This window comes from Pseudomonas syringae (assembly GCF_021606685.1).
Taxonomy (GTDB): Bacteria; Pseudomonadota; Gammaproteobacteria; order Pseudomonadales; family Pseudomonadaceae; genus Aquipseudomonas; species Aquipseudomonas syringae_R.
Map to the genome: position 1 here is coordinate 1 of NZ_WKCB01000063.1, position 18,103 is coordinate 18,103.

The 18,103-nt window shown below is 60.2% G+C and carries 13 protein-coding genes; 8 read left to right on the plus strand and 5 right to left on the minus strand.

All coding sequences use genetic code 11. From position 1 onward, the window contains the following. Positions 1 to 149: 149 nt before the first annotated feature. Positions 150 to 860, minus strand: a complete 711-nt coding sequence (locus tag GIW02_RS20605; RefSeq protein ID WP_236413803.1) for a LuxR family transcriptional regulator — start codon at positions 858 to 860, stop codon at positions 150 to 152. 367 nt (positions 861 to 1,227) lie between these two features. Between GIW02_RS20605 and GIW02_RS20610 the strand changes: the two genes are divergently transcribed. Beyond that, positions 1,228 to 2,004, plus strand: a complete 777-nt coding sequence (locus GIW02_RS20610) for a ferredoxin--NADP reductase (RefSeq protein WP_236413813.1) — start codon at positions 1,228 to 1,230, stop codon at positions 2,002 to 2,004. 47 nt (positions 2,005 to 2,051) lie between these two features. Here the strand turns inward: GIW02_RS20610 and mscL are convergent, their stop codons facing one another. Then, positions 2,052 to 2,468 (minus strand): large-conductance mechanosensitive channel protein MscL, encoded by a 417-nt coding sequence (gene mscL, locus GIW02_RS20615; protein ID WP_236413814.1) that lies wholly within the window; start codon positions 2,466 to 2,468, stop codon positions 2,052 to 2,054. A 287-nt stretch (positions 2,469 to 2,755) separates the two neighbouring features. On the opposite strand from mscL, the gene katB reads away from it, so the two are divergent. The 3 genes from katB to radA are packed head-to-tail and all read left to right on the plus strand — an operon-like array spanning position 2,756 to position 6,299. Next, a complete protein-coding gene (gene katB, locus GIW02_RS20620) occupies positions 2,756 to 4,297 on the plus strand; it encodes a catalase KatB (protein WP_456361641.1) in 1,542 nt (513 codons plus the stop codon). Between the two features lie 59 nt (positions 4,298 to 4,356). Then, entirely contained in the window at positions 4,357 to 4,896 is a 540-nt protein-coding gene (locus GIW02_RS20625; RefSeq protein ID WP_236413816.1) for an ankyrin repeat domain-containing protein, read from the plus strand. A 35-nt stretch (positions 4,897 to 4,931) separates the two neighbouring features. Continuing rightward, positions 4,932 to 6,299 carry a DNA repair protein RadA gene (gene radA, locus GIW02_RS20630; protein ID WP_017139308.1) on the plus strand — a complete coding sequence of 456 codons (1,368 nt, stop codon included), beginning with the start codon at positions 4,932 to 4,934 and terminating at the stop codon, positions 6,297 to 6,299. Positions 6,300 to 6,428: 129 nt separating this feature from the next. Here radA and GIW02_RS20635 read toward each other — a convergent pair whose 3' ends face one another. After that, positions 6,429 to 6,797 (minus strand): PilZ domain-containing protein, encoded by a 369-nt coding sequence (locus GIW02_RS20635; RefSeq protein WP_236413818.1) that lies wholly within the window; start codon positions 6,795 to 6,797, stop codon positions 6,429 to 6,431. Between the two features lie 185 nt (positions 6,798 to 6,982). Between GIW02_RS20635 and GIW02_RS20640 the strand changes: the two genes are divergently transcribed. From GIW02_RS20640 to yjiA, 3 genes are all read left to right on the plus strand, one after another. After that, a complete protein-coding gene (locus tag GIW02_RS20640; RefSeq protein WP_236413820.1) occupies positions 6,983 to 9,049 on the plus strand; it encodes a carbon starvation CstA family protein in 2,067 nt (688 codons plus the stop codon). Positions 9,050 to 9,064: 15 nt separating this feature from the next. Next, a complete protein-coding gene (locus GIW02_RS20645) occupies positions 9,065 to 9,262 on the plus strand; it encodes a YbdD/YjiX family protein (protein WP_003194308.1) in 198 nt (65 codons plus the stop codon). A gap of 148 nt (positions 9,263 to 9,410) precedes the next feature. Further along, positions 9,411 to 10,370 carry a GTPase gene (gene yjiA / locus GIW02_RS20650; protein ID WP_236414628.1) on the plus strand — a complete coding sequence of 320 codons (960 nt, stop codon included), beginning with the start codon at positions 9,411 to 9,413 and terminating at the stop codon, positions 10,368 to 10,370. Positions 10,371 to 10,558: 188 nt separating this feature from the next. Here the strand turns inward: yjiA and glyA are convergent, their stop codons facing one another. Then, positions 10,559 to 11,812 carry a serine hydroxymethyltransferase gene (gene glyA, locus GIW02_RS20655; RefSeq protein ID WP_032884674.1) on the minus strand — a complete coding sequence of 418 codons (1,254 nt, stop codon included), beginning with the start codon at positions 11,810 to 11,812 and terminating at the stop codon, positions 10,559 to 10,561. Between the two features lie 152 nt (positions 11,813 to 11,964). Next, on the minus strand, positions 11,965 to 15,816 hold the full coding sequence (locus GIW02_RS20660; protein WP_456361640.1) for an EAL domain-containing protein: 3,852 nt from the start codon (positions 15,814 to 15,816) through the stop codon (positions 11,965 to 11,967). A gap of 285 nt (positions 15,817 to 16,101) precedes the next feature. On the opposite strand from GIW02_RS20660, the gene ettA reads away from it, so the two are divergent. Further along, the gene (gene ettA, locus GIW02_RS20665) at positions 16,102 to 17,766 is read left to right on the plus strand and encodes an energy-dependent translational throttle protein EttA (RefSeq protein ID WP_236414630.1); all 1,665 of its coding nucleotides are present in this window, start codon (positions 16,102 to 16,104) and stop codon (positions 17,764 to 17,766) included. Positions 17,767 to 18,103 lie beyond the last annotated feature (337 nt).

Below are 18,103 nucleotides of genomic sequence, written 5' to 3' on the forward strand. Positions count from 1 at the left end.
GCTCTGGGTAATCGATGGGGAGGCGGCAGTGGTCTGCCCAACCGCCTGAGTGAACAGCGGGCGGCACCTTGTGTGGCGCTCAACACTCAGAGTTGGCTGCAAATGTTACGTTTTTTCAGGAGGGATTACATGCGGTGTTTCATGAAGAGCTAGAACAAGCCCGCTTTCGACGCACAGAGCACGGCGGCGATCTTGTTGTTGACCCCAAGCTTTTTGAAGCAACTGCAAATATGAAAGCCCACCGTACGTTCAGACAAACACAGGATAGTGGCGATCTCGGCTGCGGTCTTGCCCATGGCCGACCACTTGAGGATTTCGGTTTCCCGTGGGGTCAATTTGCTGGCCGGGCTGGCGCTTGGCTTGTCGGCATAGGTTTGCGCCACGACGGCATGCATCGCATGGCATAACCACAGCACCTGGCCGGCCTTTTCATATAACTCTTCCGGGCTGACTTCGCCCTTGCTGCGGCCCAGGGTCAGCATGCTGAAGACACCCTGGAAATCATGCACGGCTTGTGTCCAACCCAGGTGTACGCCGAACGACTGGAGCAACGACCATAGGTTGGGTGACTCTTTAAAGGCTTGTTCCTCCCATACGAGAGGTAACACACTCTGTTTGCAATGTTTAACAACCGGATCGACGTCAAAGAAGTGGGCCTGGTTATACAGTTGGTTCCACTCGTCTGGGTAGTTGTTGATGCAAAGTGGCTTCACTTGATTGTTGGGTAGTTGTGAACTCATCGTAAATGAACAGTATTGAAAGCCGAGTGCGTAGGTGTGGTTGAGGACCATATCGAACAGCGTGGTTGCCTCGCTCTCGCCTTCCAGTTTGGGGAGTCGCGTGTTGCGCCAGTTGACCATTGGTAACTCTCCATGGGGGGCTGCGACTGGGATACGTCCGGAACTCCCGAGGTCGTAGGAAGGAAGTGTAGGACACGCGATGAGAGTCGATATTAAATTTTGGTTATTGTGCGAGCGGGCTTAATAATTTTTCCATGGGCCGTTAGTTGGCTATCTAATGGCTTACCTGATAGTTCTTAACGGGTTGGAGCATCTGCTGAATGCAACTGTAAGTCGGTGTGTGATTTTTAAATCGGTGCTCATAGCGAATTGATTAGGTGTGCTGCTGAACTGCCATTACGCGCCCGTCGAGATGCCACTACAAACCAGCGGTGTTTGTGCAGGCGACTTTGAGGGACACTAGGGCACCTGTTGAACGGAGCCCCCCATGACGGCCAGTGCTGAGAAATTTACCCGCCAGACCTTGCTCGATGTGCAATCGCTGACCCCCAGCCTGTTTACGCTACGCACCACCCGCGACCCGGGTTTCCGGTTCACCGCGGGCCAGTTCGTGCGCCTCGGGGTGACGAAGGCCGATGGCAGCACGGTGTGGCGCGCCTATTCCGTGGTGTCCTCACCCTTTGATGAGCACCTGGATTTCTTCTCTATTGTCGTCCCCGGCGGGGAATTCACCAGCGAACTGAGCCGCCTGCGGGTGGGCGACACCTTGATGGTGGAGCGCCAGGCCACCGGTTACCTGACGTTGAACCGGTTTGTCGATGGTCGTGACTTGTGGATGCTGGGCACCGGCACCGGCGTGGCGCCGTTTTTGTCGATCCTGCAGGACTTCGAGGTGTGGGAGAAATTCGAGCGCATCGTCCTGGTGTACAGCGCGCGGGAAGCCAAGGAGCTGGCCTATCAGACGCTGATCGAGACGCTGGGCGAGCGTGAGTACCTGGCCGAGTACGCGCACAAGCTGACGTATATCCCAACGGTCACCCGCGAGCAGCATCCGGGCGCCTTGAACGGGCGCATCACCACGTTGATCGACAACGGCGAGCTGGAGCGGGCCGCCGGTGTGGCGTTGAGCCCCGAGCATTCGCGCGTGTTGATTTGCGGTAACCCGCAGATGGTCGACGACACCCGCCAACTGCTCAAGCAACGCGACCTGCAACTGAGCCTCAGCCGACGACCAGGCCAGGTGGCGGTGGAAAACTACTGGTAATAAAAAAGGCGCCCTGAACAGGCGCCTTTTCAATTAGCCATTGCCGATTAAAGCGGCTTGTCGTTCTGTGCCTTGAGCAGATCGCGGATCTCGCCCAGCAACACTTCTTCCTTGCTTGGCGTCGGCGGCAGGCTAGGTGCCACGGCCTCTTCGCGCTTGAGACGGTTGATCGCCTTCACGCCCATGAAGATCGCAAACGCAACGATCAGGAAGTCGATCACCGTCTGGATGAACTTGCCGTAGGCCAGCACCACGGCTGGTATGTCGCCCTGGGCGGCCTTGAGCGTTATCGCCAGATCCCCGAAGTCCACGCCACCGATCAGCAGGCCGAGTGGCGGCATCACCACGTCGCCTACAAACGAGGAAACAATTTTGCCGAAGGCGGCGCCGATGATGATACCGACGGCCATATCGACCACATTACCTTTGACCGCGAAGGCCTTGAACTCACTGATCACGCCCATAGGTTATTCCTTGTTACAGATGAGAAGGGTGGGGCTCAGTGTAAGTCAGTCATAGCGGGCGTGCCCGACACAACCGTTAACACTGTTAGTTTTTATCGACACATTAAATCGCAAATAGTTTGCAAAGTGCCATCAATCGCGCGCGAATTACTCGCTATTTCAGTGGGTTACCACACTATTTTATCAATCGGGCTGGTACGGCTTTTCTATTTATCTTCTGACTCCGGGGTCACTAGCCTCTGGCAAGCACAACTGAATGTGCATTAAAAAAACCAGAGGAAACCTTGATGAAGACCCCAATGAGTCGCGGCCCGGTGCTGGCGCGTCATGCGCTGTTACTGGCGACCGCCAGCCTGCTTTCCCTGTCGGTACACGCCGCCAACCTGACCCGCGACAACGGTGCTGCGGTGGGCGACAACCAGAATTCGCAGACCGCCGGTGCCAACGGCCCGGTGCTGCTGCAAAGCGTGCAGTTGATCCAGAAGCTGCAGCGCTTCGACCGCGAACGCATCCCTGAGCGCGTGGTGCATGCCCGTGGCACCGGTGCCCACGGTACCTTCACCGTCACCGACCCCCTCAGCGACCTGACCAAGGCCAAAGTCTTCGCCGCTGGCGAGGCGACGCCGGTGTTCGTGCGCTTCTCTGCCGTGGTGCACGGCAACCACTCCCCGGAAACCCTGCGTGACCCACGCGGCTTCGCCACCAAGTTCTACACCGCCGACGGCAACTGGGACCTGGTGGGCAACAACTTCCCGACGTTCTTTATCCGCGACGCCATCAAATTCCCGGACATGGTCCATGCCTTCAAGCCAGACCCGCGCACCAACCTGGATGATGACTCGCGCCGTTTCGATTTCTTCTCCCATGTGCCCGAGGCCACTCGTACGCTGACCGAGCTGTATTCCGACTCCGGCACCCCGGCCAGCTACCGGGAGATGGACGGCAATGGCGTGCATGCCTACAAGTTGATCAACGCCAAGGGTGAGGTGCACTACGTCAAGTTCCACTGGAAGAGCCTGCAAGGCATCAAGAACCTTGATCCCCAGCAAGTCACCCAAGTGCAGGGCCGTGACTACAGCCACATGACCAACGACCTGGTCACCCATATCAACAAGGGCGACTTCCCCAAGTGGGACCTGTACGTGCAGGTGCTCAAGCCTGAAGACCTGGCCAAGTTCGACTTCGACCCGCTGGACGCCACCAAGATCTGGCCGAATGTGCCCGAGCGCAAAGTCGGGCAGATGGTGCTGAACCGCAACCCGGCCAACGTCTTCCAGGAAACCGAGCAAGTGGCCATGGCCCCGGCCAACCTGGTGCCGGGCATCGAACCGTCTGAGGATCGGCTGCTGCAAGGCCGGGTGTTCTCCTACGCCGACACGCAGATGTACCGCCTGGGCGCCAATGCGCTGCAACTGCCGATCAACGCTCCACGGGTCACCGTTAACAACGGTAACCAGGATGGCGCGATGAACCCCGGCAAAACCACCAGCGGCGTGAACTACCAGCCAAGCCGCCTGGAGCCGCGTGAAGAGCCGCAAACCGCGCGTTTCAGCCAGTCGGCCCTGGCGGGCAGCACCCAGCAGGCGAAGATCCAGCGCGAGCAGAACTTCAAGCAGGCGGGTGATCTGTATCGCTCCTACAGCAAGAAAGAGCGTCAGGACCTGATCGAAAACTTCGGCGGCTCCCTGGCCACTACGGACGATGAGAGCAAGCACATCATCCTGTCGTTCCTCTACAAGGCCGACCCCGAGTACGGCACCGGTGTGGCCCAGGTCGCCAAGGGTGACTTGGCGCGCGTGAAGGCGCTGGCCGACAAACTCAGCGACTGATCCGTTGGTATTGGCCGATGCCCAGTGTGGGCATCGGCCTTTTGGCAGGAGAGAAAGCCATGCGTATTTCTATCGGTTTGCTGCTGGCCATGCTGGCGTTTGTCGCCCATGCCGAATCCCCTGAGCCGACAGCACTCAAGGCGCAGCTACAAGACTATTACTTCGACGCCGCCCGCCGTGGCGACCTCGACATGCTCAATACCTTTATCGATTCCGGCTACAGCCTCAATACCCAGGATGAGAAGGGCTACACCGCGCTGATCCTCGCCGCCTACCACGGTGAAAGCGCCTACGTGGAGCGCTTGCTCGCCGCCGGTGCCGACGCCTGCGTGCAGGACAAACGCGGTAACACAGCCTTGATGGGCGCGATCTTCAAGGGTGAGCTGAAAATCGCTCAACGCCTGCTGGCCACCGACTGCAACCCCGACCAGCGCAACGGCGCCGGCCAGACCGCCGCCATGTATGCCGGGCTGTTCAAACGTGTCGAACTGCTGGATGAACTCAAAGCCAAGGGCGCCGACCTCAACGCTCAAGACCCGGTTGGCAACAGTGCTGCACGATTGGCCAGCGGTGAAATCCGGACCCCGGCGTCGCGCTGAGCTATCATCGCGGTTTTTCCGTTGGAGGTTTTCAAATGGCAAAGGCCAAGCGCATGTACGGCTGCACGGAGTGCGGCGCGACCTTTCCCAAGTGGGCCGGCCAATGCACCGAGTGCGGTGCGTGGAACACCCTCACGGAAACCATGATCGAGAGCGGCGGCGCCGCTGCCCCTACCGGCCGGGCCGGCTGGACCGGGCAACAGGCGCAGATCAAGACCCTGGCTGAAGTCAGCGTTGAAGAGATTCCGCGTTTTTCCACGGCATCCGGCGAACTCGACCGGGTCTTGGGCGGCGGCCTGGTGGACGGCTCGGTGGTGCTGATCGGCGGGGACCCGGGTATCGGTAAATCGACGATCCTGCTGCAAACCCTGTGCAGCATTGCCAGCCGCATGCCCGCGCTGTACGTCACCGGCGAAGAATCCCAGCAACAGGTGGCCATGCGCGCCCGTCGCCTGGGCCTGCCCCAGGACCAACTGCGGGTGATGACCGAAACCTGCATCGAAAGCATCATCGCCACGGCCCGTATCGAAAAGCCCAAGGTCATGGTGATCGACTCGATCCAGACGATTTTCACCGAGCAACTGCAATCGGCCCCCGGCGGTGTATCCCAGGTGCGCGAAAGTGCGGCGCTGTTGGTGCGGTATGCCAAGCAGAGCGGCACGGCGATTTTCCTGGTCGGCCACGTGACCAAAGAGGGCGCGTTGGCCGGGCCGCGAGTGCTGGAGCATATGGTGGATACCGTGCTGTATTTCGAGGGCGAATCGGATGGTCGCCTGCGCTTGCTGCGCGCGGTGAAGAACCGTTTCGGCGCCGTCAACGAACTCGGTGTGTTCGCGATGACTGACCGGGGGCTGAAAGAAGTCTCCAACCCGTCGGCGATTTTTCTGACCCGCGCCCAGGAAGAAGTCCCGGGCAGCGTGGTGATGGCGACGTGGGAAGGTACCCGGCCAATGCTGGTGGAAGTGCAGGCGCTGGTGGATGACAGCCACCTGGCCAACCCGCGACGGGTCACCCTCGGCCTGGATCAGAACCGCCTGGCGATGTTGCTGGCGGTGCTGCACCGTCACGGTGGCATCCCCACCCATGACCAGGACGTATTCCTCAACGTAGTGGGCGGGGTCAAGGTGCTGGAGACAGCGTCCGACCTGGCCTTGATGGCGGCGGTGATGTCCAGCCTGCGTAATAAGCCATTGCCCCACGACCTGCTGGTGTTTGGTGAAGTGGGCTTGTCGGGTGAAGTACGGCCGGTGCCGAGCGGCCAGGAGCGCTTGAAGGAAGCGGCCAAGCACGGCTTCAAGCGGGCGATTGTGCCCAAGGGCAATGCGCCCAAGGAAATGCCGGCAGGCTTGAAGGTGATTGGGGTAACCCGCCTGGAACAAGCGCTGGACGCATTGTTCGAGTAATCAGCAACACTGCAAAAATCAATGTGGGAGGGGGCTTGCTCCCGATGGCGGTGTGTCAGTGACCTATTCAGTGCCTGGCACACTGCTATCGGGGGCAAGCCCCCTCCCACATTTGATTAGTGTTGGCTCTTAGACTTTCAGCAGCGCTGCCAGCTCGCGGTGCAGTTCTTGCTCATCCCCCAGGTTCAGCTCGATCAGCCTGCGCAAATGGCTGATCGACTCCAGGTCAATGTGCTCGCACACAAACCCAAGCTGGCCATGATCGTCGTGGGCCAGCCTGACCTGCATCTGTATATGCGCCTGGGGGTCCAGGCGGATATCCACATCGAACGGCTCTGTGGCCTTGCCGCGCCAGTCGTCAGGGCGTTGCACCAGCAAACCCTTGAGCGACAGATCCACCAGTTGCACCGGCCAATTCCAGCCTTCTTGGGCAATGGTAGTCCTGGCGTCAAAGGCGATACGCCGAAAACGGCGACGGTCAGACGGTTGTTCGGTCATGGTGAAACCCTCTGTGGATAAAGGGATTGTAGCCCTGCGCCATCATCGGGCATTTATTTCGTTTTTTTTTGCCGTTTTTTTTGCCTTCAAAGGCTCTAGACCAACGTAGGGGGGTGGTCTTTGGGGCCAACAGCGCTAAACTCGGACTGGCTGTCCTTTCTGTCCACCCTGGCTGGAATATAAAAATGAAAAATAATAATAGCCTGCTACGCCACTTACCCTGGCTGGTGCTGGCAATCGTAGGAGCGTGCGCCCTGGGCGTAGTGGCCTTGCGCCGCGGCGAGGCGATCAACGCCTTGTGGATTGTGGTCGCTGCGGTGGCCATTTATTTGGTCGCATACCGCTACTACAGTCTGTTCATCGCTAACAACGTGATGCAACTCGATCCACGGCGGGCCACCCCCGCAGTGCTCAACAATGACGGTCTGGACTATGTGCCGACCAACAAACATATCCTTTTCGGTCACCACTTTGCGGCGATTGCCGGTGCAGGCCCACTGGTTGGCCCGGTGCTGGCGGCGCAAATGGGTTACCTGCCCGGCACGCTCTGGCTGATTGCCGGCGTAGTGCTGGCCGGTGCGGTGCAGGACTTCATGATCCTGTTCCTGTCCACCCGTCGCAACGGCCGCTCCCTGGGGGACATGGTTCGCGAAGAGATGGGCCGCATTCCGGGGACCATCGCCCTGTTTGGCTGCTTCCTGATCATGATCATCATCCTTGCGGTGCTGGCGCTGATCGTGGTCAAGGCCCTGGCCGAGAGCCCATGGGGCATCTTCACGGTGATGGCGACCATTCCGATCGCGATGTTCATGGGCATCTACATGCGCTACATCCGCCCGGGCCGTATCGGCGAAATCTCGATCATCGGCGTGCTGTTGCTGCTGGGTTCGATCTGGCTGGGCGGGCAGATTGCCGCTGACCCGGTCTGGGCCAAGGCCTTTACCTTCACCGGCATCCAAATCACCTGGATGCTGATCGGCTACGGCTTCGTTGCGGCGGTACTGCCGGTGTGGCTGATCCTCGCACCGCGTGACTACCTCTCCACCTTCCTCAAAATCGGCACCATCATCGCCTTGGCCATCGGCATCCTGGTGACCATGCCCGACCTGAAAATGCCCGCGCTGACCCAGTTCATCGATGGCACCGGCCCGGTGTGGAAGGGCGGTCTGTTCCCGTTCCTGTTCATCACCATCGCCTGTGGCGCGGTCTCGGGCTTCCATGCGCTGATCTCCTCGGGCACCACGCCCAAGTTGCTCGCCAATGAAAGCCACGCCCGTTACATCGGTTACGGCGGCATGCTGATGGAGTCGTTCGTGGCCATCATGGCGATGGTTGCCGCGTCGGTCATCGAGCCGGGCGTGTACTTCGCCATGAACAGCCCCGCCGCGATTGTCGGCACCGACGTCGTCACCGTGGCCCAAACCGTCAGCAGCTGGGGCTTTGCGATTACGCCTGAAGCGCTGTCGGCGGTGGCCCATGACATCGGTGAAACCACCATCCTGGCGCGTGCCGGTGGTGCACCGACCCTGGCGGTCGGTATCGCGCAGATTCTGCACAGCGTACTGCCGGGTGAAAACACCATGGCGTTCTGGTACCACTTTGCAATCCTGTTCGAAGCGCTGTTCATCCTGACGGCAGTTGATGCCGGTACTCGTGCCGGTCGCTTCATGCTGCAAGACCTGTTGGGCTCCTTCGTACCGGCGCTGAAACGCACCGAGTCGTGGACCGCCAACCTGATCGCGACCGCCGGTTGCGTGGCCATGTGGGGTTACCTGCTGTACCAAGGCGTGATCGACCCACTGGGCGGCATCAACACCTTGTGGCCGCTGTTCGGTATCTCCAACCAGATGCTGGCGGGTATCGCGCTGATGCTGGCGACGGTTGTGCTGATCAAAATGAAACGCCAACGCTACATCTGGGTGACCATGCTGCCGGCTGTCTGGCTGCTGATCTGCACCACCACGGCGGGCTTCATCAAGCTGTTCGACGCTAACCCGGCGATCGGCTTCCTGTCCCTGGCCAAGAAGTACAGCGATGCCCTGGCAAACGGCCAGATCCTGGCCCCGGCCAAGAGCATCGACCAGATGCAGCACGTGATCTGGAATGCCTACACCAACGCAACGCTGACGGCGCTGTTCCTGTTCGTGGTATTCAGCATCCTGTTCTATGCGCTCAAGGTTGGCATCGCCGCCTGGGGCAATAAAGAACGTACGGATAAAGAAGCCCCGTTCCAGGCTGTTCCGGACGCGTGATCGAGGGTTGCAACCATGTTCAATGACATCAGTCGCCTCGGTAAATACCTCGGTCAGGCCGCGCGCCTGATGGTCGGCATGCCCGACTACGACACCTACGTCGAGCATATGCAAACCAAACACCCGGACAAGCCGGTGATGGACTACAAGGCGTTCTTCCGGGAACGCCAGGAAGCCCGTTACGGCGGCAAGGGTGGGCCCAAGTGCTGCTGACCCGGTAACCTGGGTTTGCGGTGATCCCTTGTGGGAGGGGGCTTGCTCCCGATAGCAGTGTGTCAGTGACATGCAAGTGCCTGACACACTGCTATCGGGAGCAAGCCCCCTCCCACATTTGTTTCTGTGTTGCTTCAAGGAGAATATTTTGTCCTCTCCCATCCCCGTCACCATCCTGAGCGGCTTTCTTGGCGCCGGTAAAACCACCTTGCTGCGCCACCTGCTCAAAGCCGAGCACGGCCTGAAAATCGCCGTGATCGAAAACGAATTCAGTGACGCCGGTATCGACACCCAGCTATTGGGCGCCGAGCCGGTGCAAGTCATGACCCTGTCCAATGGCTGCGTGTGCTGCACCATCCACACCGACCTGACCAAGGCCCTCTACCTGCTGCTGGAACGCCTGGACAGCGGTGAGATCGCCTTCGACCGCCTGGTGATCGAGTGCACTGGCCTGGCCGACCCGGCGCCGGTGGCCCAGACCTTTTTTATCGACGAGGACCTGCGCGAGCGCTACATCCTCGACGGCATCATCACGCTGGTGGACGCGGCCCACGCCGAACATCACCTGACCCAGACCATCGCCCAGGCGCAGATTGGCTTTGCCGACCGCCTGCTGGTGAGCAAGCGCGACCTGGTGGACGCCGCGACCTTCGACGCACTCAGCGAACGGCTCACGCGCATCAACCGCCGCGCGCCGATTCGCGTGGTCGACCATGGCGCCATCGACCTGGCCGAGCTGCTCGACGTGCGTGGCTTCAACCTCAACGCCGGCATGAGCCTGCGCCCGGTCAGCGCTGCGCCAAGCGTCGACCGCATTTCCAGCCTGGTACTGCGCACCGACCAGCCGCTGGATATCGACCGTCTCAGCGAGTTCATGAACGAGCTGCTCGAAGACCACGGCAAGCAACTGCTGCGCTACAAGGGCGTGTTGAACATTGCTGGCGAAGACCGGCGGATGGTGTTCCAGGGGGTGCTGAAGCTTTACGGTTTCGACTGGGATACCGAATGGGCCGAGGGCGAGGCACGGGAAAGTGTGATTGTGTTTATTGCCGACGAATTGCCGGAAGACAAAATTCGCGAAGGCTTTGCCAAGGTCTATCAACCCTGACCTGACTTGAAACGCAATCAAATGTGGGAGGGGGCTTGCCCCCGATGGCAGTACATCAGGCACAGATGGGCTGGCTGAACCACTGCTATCGGGGGCAAGCCCCCTCCCACAATTAACTGTATTTCAAATTGGAATTGGCATAAAAAAGCCCGGCTCAAGAGCCGGGCTTTTCATTCAAGCAACTGCAATCAAGCGCCGTACACCGGCAGCTTCTTGCAGATGGCCTTGACCTTCTCACGGACCGCGTCGATCACGGCTTCGTTGTTCAGGTCAGCCAGGATGTCGCAGATCCAGCCGGCCAGTTCCTTGCACTCTGCTTCTTTAAAACCACGAGTGGTCACAGCCGGGGTGCCGAAGCGCAGGCCGGAAGTGACGAACGGCGAGCGTGGGTCGTTCGGCACGGAGTTTTTGTTCACGGTGATGAAGGCTTTGCCCAGGGCAGCGTCAGCATCTTTGCCGGAAATGTCCTGCTTGATCAGCGACAGCAGGAACAGGTGGTTTTCAGTACCGCCGGACACCACGTCAAAGCCGCGCTCGATAAACACGCTGGCCATGGTCTGGGCGTTTTTCACCACTTGTTGCTGGTAGGTCTTGAACTCAGGCTGCAGGGCTTCCTTGAAGCAGATCGCTTTAGCGGCAATCACGTGCTCCAGTGGGCCACCCTGGGCACCCGGGAATACTGCGGAGTTCAGCTTCTTCTCGATCTCGGCGTTGGCGCGAGCCAGGATCAGGCCGCCACGTGGACCGCGCAGGGTCTTGTGGGTAGTGGTGGTCACCACGTCAGCGAACGGCACCGGGTTCGGGTAGACGCCAGCGGCGACCAGACCGGCTACGTGAGCCATGTCCACGAACAGGTAAGCGCCAACCTTGTCGGCGATTTCGCGGAAGCGTGGGAAGTCCAGGATCTGCGAGTAAGCAGAGAAACCGGCCACGATCATTTTTGGCTTGTGTTCAACCGCCAGGCGCTCGACTTCGTCGTAGTCGATCAGGCCGTTGGCATCGATACCGTATTGAACGGCGTTGTACAGCTTGCCGGAGGACGAAACGCTGGCGCCGTGGGTCAGGTGACCGCCGTGGGCCAGGCTCATGCCCAGGATGGTGTCGCCGCCTTGCAGCAGGGCCAGGTACACGGCGCTGTTGGCTTGGGAACCGGCGTGCGGCTGAACGTTGGCGTAATCGGCGCCGAACAGTTCTTTAGCGCGATCAATAGCAAGCTGCTCAACCACGTCGACGTATTCGCAACCGCCGTAGTAGCGCTTGCCTGGGTAGCCTTCGGCGTACTTGTTGGTCAGAACCGAACCTTGAGCCTCCATGACCGCAGGGCTGGTGTAGTTTTCCGAAGCGATCAGCTCAATGTGCTCTTCCTGGCGCACGGCTTCTTGCTCCATGGCGGCAAAGAGATCGGCGTCGTACTTGGCAATAGTCAAATCACGGCTGAACATGGCGGTCCTCAAGGATCGGGGGCAGAAAAGGAGGGCATTCTAACCCAATGGGTTTTAGATGGCATATGAAAGGACATCATGTCGCGGACAAGCGGGGCTCATCTGGAACTCAGCGGTTGTTTTTGGGGTGAGCAGATCGTGGCGAGCGGGCTTCAGTCAAACATGAACAGGGCATCATTACTGAACTGCGCCTCGAACCGATTCGCCGGCATTGGCCGCCCGAACAGGTAACCCTGCACCTCATCGCAGCCATGCTCGCGCAGGAAGTCCAGCTGCTCATGGGTTTCCACGCCCTCGGCGATCACCGCCAGGTTGAGGCTATGGGCCATGGCGATAATCGCGCGGGCGATCTGCGCGTCCTGTTCGCCTGACGGCAGGCCGTCGACGAAGGTACGGTCGATTTTCAGCACGTCGATGGGGAATTGCTTGAGGTAGTTGAGCGACGAGTAACCGGTGCCAAAGTCGTCCACCGCAATGCTCAGGCCCAGGTTCTTGAGGCTGTCGAGGATATGCAGGGCTTCGTTGACTTCGCGCATCAGGATACTTTCGGTCAGCTCCAGCTCCAGGCACGCCGGCGGCAGGCCAGTGTCTTCGAGGATGGTGGCGATGCGCGTACCCAACTGCCCATCGGAGAACTGCCTGGCGGAGATATTCACCGAAACCTTGGGCACGCGTACTTTGTTCTGGTGCCAGGTCTTGAGCTGGCGGCAGGCCTCACTGATCACCCAGTCGCCCACGTCCACCACCAGCCCCAACTCCTCCAGCACCGGGATAAAGTCCCCCGGCGGCACCAGCCCGCGACGCGGGTGGCGCCAGCGCAGCAAGGCTTCGGCGCCGGTCAGGCGTTTACCGTCGCCGCTGAACTGCGGTTGGTAATAGAGCACGAATTCGTTCTGGTCCAGGGCGTGGCGCAGGTCGCTTTCCAGCTCCAGGCGCTCCAGGGCGCTGGCGTTCATGTCGGCCTGGTAGAACTGGAAGTTGTTCTTGCCGCGCTCCTTGGCGTGATACATCGCCGTGTCGGCGTTTTTCATCAACTGGCTCAGCTCGTTGCCGTCCTGGGGGCTGAGGGCGATGCCGATACTGGCGGTCACAAAGAACTCGCGGCCCTCGAGTACAAACGGTTTCACCAGGCTGGCGAGAATTTGCTCGGCCACGTGAATCGCACGGTTCAGCGCCATTTCACGGCTGACCCGCGGTTGCAGCAGCAGCGTGAACTCGTCGCCACCCATGCGCGCCACGGTGTCGTCTTCGGCCACGCAGCCCAGCAGGCGGGTGGCCATTTCCTTGAGCATGCGGTCGCCGGCAGCGTGGCCCAGGGAGTCGTTGATCGGCTTGAAGCGGTCGAGGTCGAGGAACATCAGCACCACCCACGACTTCTGCCGTTCGGCCGACTGCAGCGCCGTGTGCAAGCGGTCCTGGAACAGCGTGCGGTTGGGCAGGTGGGTCAGGGCGTCGTAGTAGGCCAGGCGGTGGATGCGCTGCTCGCTGGCCTTGCGCTCGCTGATATCGCTGAAGAAACACACGTAGCTGGCCAGGTCGCCTTCATCGTCGAACACGGCGGTAATGCCGACCCAGGCCGGGTAATGCTCGCCGCTGCGGCGCTTGAGCCACACTTCGCCTTCCCAGGTGCTGTGCTGATGCAGTTGCTTGAGCACATAGCGCAGGTGGGCTTCCTGCTGTTCGTCGACGGTGAGCATGTTCGGCAGTTGGTCGAGTACGTCGCTGACCGCGTACCCGCTGACCCGGCTGAACGCCTCGTTGGCCTGCACGATATAGCCGGCCGGGTCGGTGATCAGGATCGCCGACGTGGAGTGCTCGAATACCGTGGCCGCCATGCGCAGGTCTTTTTCGGCGCGGCGTTGCTGGCTGATATCACGGCCCACGCCGAGGATGCCCTCGAACGCGCCGTGTTCGTCCCACACCAGCACCACGCGCAGCTCGATCGGCACTTTACGGCCGTCGGCGCGCAGGCAGTCGAACAGGAACAGCTGGGTTTGAATGTCATCGCGCAGCCTGTTCAGTGCCTCGGGATCAGCCAGCGCGCGGCTGACCTGTTCCACCAGGCTGTAAATCCCGGCCAGTTGCTGCGGGTTGGCAATAATTGACTGCCAGCCATTCTTGAACACCCAGTCCACGTCGTAACCCAGTACGGCGCTCACCGATGGGCTGATGTAATTAAGCGCAAGCTGGCTGTCGGTGGAACAGATCACGTCGCTGATGCTTTCGGCCAGCATGCGGTAGCGCTGCTCGCTGTCGCGCAGGGATTCGCTGGCCTCGATCTGGTCGGTGATGTCCTTGGCCACGCCGATGATCCGCGTGACCTGGCTGCTTTTGTCCCGTGCCAGCGCCTGCTCGCGGATATCAAAGCGCCGCCACTGGTTATTGCGATGGCGGAAGCGCAACTGGCATTGCAGTTGGGTGGTGTAGCCGGTTGCGCGTTGTTGCTGGCGCAAGTCGTGGTAATGCTCGGCGTCCTCGGGGTGCAGCAGGATTTCCCAGAAGTACTCGCCCATTTGCTGCAGTTCGGCTTTGTTGTAGCCCAGGGTGTGGCCCAGATGGTGGTTGCTGAAAATCATCCGCTGGCTGATCACATCCTGCACATACAGGTGGTCGGGCACGGTGCGCACCACGTCCGACCAGAAACTCTCGCGTTCCACCAGCGACAGCTCGATCAGCTTGCGGCTGGTGATATCGCTGATGCTGAGGATCACCGCCTTGAAGTCATCCTGCTGCTCAGGCAGGCGCATTACCAGCCATAGGTATTGTTCGCTGCCGGCCACGTCCTTGAGCTGGATTTCCAGCTCCAACTGGCTCTGCTGGGTGAGAACGGCTTCGAGCACCTGGTAGCCGATGGACGTTGCGTTGCGCGGGCAGTCATCGATCAGCCGCTCCCACGCTTGCTCGCACGAGCCCACGTTCAACAGGCTCACCGCCACCTGGTTGACCTCGGTGATGCGCAGCTCCTTGAGCAATTGCTGGCGCTCCACCGGGTTGTCGTGCAGCCAGGCCTGCAATTGCTCGCGGGTCTGCAGGCGTGCCCTGTCGAAGAACGCATTCAGGCCCGACAGGTCAAGCACGCACAGGGCCACGCCGGTGCCTTCGAAAATATCCTGGTAGCGCCGCCGGCCTTCATGCACCTGGCGCTGGCGGCGACGCATGTTCAGCAGCACGATCACCGGGATCAGCGAAAACGCCAGGCCCAGCAGGCATTTGCCGATAAACGCTGGCAGCAGTTGTTCCAGCACAGCCGTACGGTCGAACAGCCCGCGCAGTTGCCAGTCACTTTTACTCAGGGGCGTGACCAGCACGCTTTTGTTCAGTTCGTCCGGGGTGAGGGCGCTGGCCCATTGGGCCGGCATGCCATTGTCACGGCTGACCACGCGGTGGTTGACGCGGTTCTCGATGGCCCACATCGGGCGCTGGCCCTGGCCATCCTGGCGGGTAAGGTTGGCCAGGTAGCTCGGCGCCAGGCGCAGCACCCAGTAGACCCGGGAGCCGCCGCTGGGCTGATGCAGTAACAGATAGATGATCGTGCCGTCGTCGCTGTTGCTCAGGTAATAGGACTGCGAATGGCTGCGCTGCACCAACTCCTCGAGCCACGCACTGTCCTGGCTGTCACCGGCACTGTCGCTGATCATCGCGCCGCTGGGCGCGAGCAGGGCGATACTGCGCAACTCCGGCAGGGAGCGCTGCAGCGTGCGCATCAAGGCTTGTTGCTGTTCGCTGTCGCGTGGCGGTTCGACCATCGGTAGCAGGTTGAGGGCAATTTTTGCGCTCAGGGCCATATTCAGGCTGATCTGTTCAGCCAGGTCGGCGCTGTAGTCGATGGTGTATTGCTGCTGGTCTTTCTGGTTTTGCTGCAGTTGGTCCAGCAGTTGCCAGAACAATAACGCGAGCAGCATGAGGACGAGCGTCGCCAATGCGCCTTTGAGGGTGCCGTGCAGGGGCGCTCCCGGCGCTATATGCGCGGCGCGCAGGGGAGTTGGCGGCGTGACTTTGGACAAGCTGTGATCCTGCGGTTTGGCTGGACTGGCGCGCGACGTGCACTATAAGCCGGACGCCCGAAGGGCGGCTAGCATGCCTTGACTTGTGGCAAAGTGCCAGCCCCGCCTGGCTGGACTGACCAAGCGCATTCAGGTAGCTTTGCCGGTTACGCGAGGGCGTTCCAGCCCCAGACATTCAGGCTTTTTCCGCACGCAGGCATTGATGATCGTCAACGGCCCGCGCGGCGCATGGCCTGGCACGGGCTTCGCCCGCTTAATTCATCGGTCACTGACGCTAGGTTTACCATGGCTCAATACGTATTCACCATGCATCGGCTGGGAAAAGTTGTTCCGCCGAAGCGGGAAATTCTGAAAAACATTTCGTTGTCCTTCTTCCCTGGCGCCAAAATCGGCGTGCTTGGCCTCAACGGTTCGGGTAAGTCCACGCTGCTGAAAATCATGGCCGGCGTCGACACCGAGTTCGAAGGCGAAGCGCGCCCGATGCCCGAACTGAACATCGGCTACCTGCCGCAAGAGCCGATCCTGGACCCGACCAAGACCGTGCGTGAAGTGGTCGAAGAAGCCGTGGCCGTGATCAAAAACGCCCAGGCGCGCCTGGACGAGGTCTACGCGGCCTACGCTGAACCCGACGCCGACTTCGACAAGCTGGCCGCTGAACAGGCCAAGCTCGAAGCCATCCTGCAGGCTGGCGACGGCCACAACCTGGAGCGCCAGCTGGAAGTCGCCGCCGACGCACTGCGCCTGCCGGCGTGGGACGCCAAGGTTGAATTCCTGTCCGGTGGTGAAAAACGTCGTGTGGCCCTGTGCCGCCTGCTGCTGTCGGCCCCCGACATGCTGCTGCTCGACGAACCGACCAACCACTTGGACGCCGATTCCGTCGCCTGGCTGGAGCATTTCCTGCACGATTTCCCGGGCACCGTGGTTGCGATCACGCACGACCGGTACTTCCTGGACAACGTGGCCGGCTGGATTCTGGAACTCGACCGTGGCGCCGGTATCCCTTACGAGGGCAACTATTCCGGTTGGCTGGAAGCCAAGTCCGACCGTCTGGCCGCTGAATCCAAGCAGCAATCGGCTCACGAAAAAGCCATGAAGGAAGAACTGGAGTGGGTGCGCAAAGGCGCCAAGGCCCGCCAGTCCAAATCCAAGGCGCGTCTGCAACGCTTTGAAGAAATGCAATCGCAGGAATTCCAGAAGCGCAGCGAAACCAACGAGATCTACATCCCGGCCGGCCCGCGCCTGGGTGACAAGGTCATCGAATTCAAAAACGTTACCAAAGGCTATGGCGACCGTGTGTTGATCGACAACCTGTCGTTCTCCATGCCAAAAGGCGCGATCGTCGGCGTTATCGGTGGTAACGGTGCGGGTAAATCGACACTGTTCCGCATGCTGATGGGCAAGGAAACCCCGGACTCGGGCAGCATCGAAGTCGGCGAAACCGTGCAGCTGGCCTGTGTGGATCAGAGCCGCGAAGACCTGGACGGCAGCAAGACGGTGTTCCAGCAGATTTCCGACGGTTCCGACCAGATCCGTATCGGCAACTATGAAATCCCGTCGCGCACCTACGTCGGTCGTTTCAACTTCAAGGGCGGCGACCAGCAGAAGTTCGTCAAGGACCTGTCCGGTGGTGAGCGTGGTCGCTTGCACCTGGCCCTGACCCTGAAAGAGGGCGGCAACGTGTTGCTGCTCGACGAACCGTCCAACGACCTCGACGTTGAAACCCTGCGTTCCCTGGAAGAAGCCCTGCTGGACTTCCCGGGCGCTGCCATTGTGATCTCTCACGATCGGTGGTTCCTTGACCGCGTGGCGACCCACATCCTGGCGTACGAAGACGATTCCCAGGCGGTGTTCTTCGAAGGCAACTACACCGAGTACGAAGCGGACCGTAAAAAGCGCTTGGGCGAAGCAGCTGCCCAACCGCACCGTGTACGGCACAAAAAACTGGCCTGATTTGGGCGGGTTTGAAAAAAGCGGAGCCTTGGGGCTCCGTTTTTTTTGCGTGTATGTCAGGGCGACCGGGTTGAGTTCATTCGCGAGCAAGCCCGCTCCCACATTCGACTGCACTCCAAAGCTGGAACCCGATCAAATGTGGGAGCGGGCTTGCTCGCGAAAGCAGTTTAACGAGTGGTGCATGATCTCAATTGAAATCCCTTTCCTGGTGCGAAAAAGCCCGGGTATTTATATCCAATGCACCATTTAAATTCACAAAGGCGACATTTTGCGCTTTTCAGGTGCAACCTGAATTGCTAAGGTCCGGCTCAATCTCATTTAAAAACAATCAATTTGC

Coding starts and splice junctions, on each gene's coding strand:
- GIW02_RS20605 (WP_236413803.1), bottom strand. CDS start 860: ATGGTCAACTGGCGCAACACGCGACTCCCCAAACTGGAAGGCGAGAGC.
- mscL (WP_236413814.1), bottom strand. CDS start 2,468: ATGGGCGTGATCAGTGAGTTCAAGGCCTTCGCGGTCAAAGGTAATGTG.
- GIW02_RS20640 (WP_236413820.1), top strand. CDS start 6,983: ATGAAAAATAATAATAGCCTGCTACGCCACTTACCCTGGCTGGTGCTG.
- glyA (WP_032884674.1), bottom strand. CDS start 11,812: ATGTTCAGCCGTGATTTGACTATTGCCAAGTACGACGCCGATCTCTTT.
- radA (WP_017139308.1), top strand. CDS start 4,932: ATGGCAAAGGCCAAGCGCATGTACGGCTGCACGGAGTGCGGCGCGACC.
- katB (WP_456361641.1), top strand. CDS start 2,756: ATGAAGACCCCAATGAGTCGCGGCCCGGTGCTGGCGCGTCATGCGCTG.
- GIW02_RS20645 (WP_003194308.1), top strand. CDS start 9,065: ATGTTCAATGACATCAGTCGCCTCGGTAAATACCTCGGTCAGGCCGCG.
- GIW02_RS20625 (WP_236413816.1), top strand. CDS start 4,357: ATGCGTATTTCTATCGGTTTGCTGCTGGCCATGCTGGCGTTTGTCGCC.
- GIW02_RS20635 (WP_236413818.1), bottom strand. CDS start 6,797: ATGACCGAACAACCGTCTGACCGTCGCCGTTTTCGGCGTATCGCCTTT.
- GIW02_RS20610 (WP_236413813.1), top strand. CDS start 1,228: ATGACGGCCAGTGCTGAGAAATTTACCCGCCAGACCTTGCTCGATGTG.
- ettA (WP_236414630.1), top strand. CDS start 16,102: ATGGCTCAATACGTATTCACCATGCATCGGCTGGGAAAAGTTGTTCCG.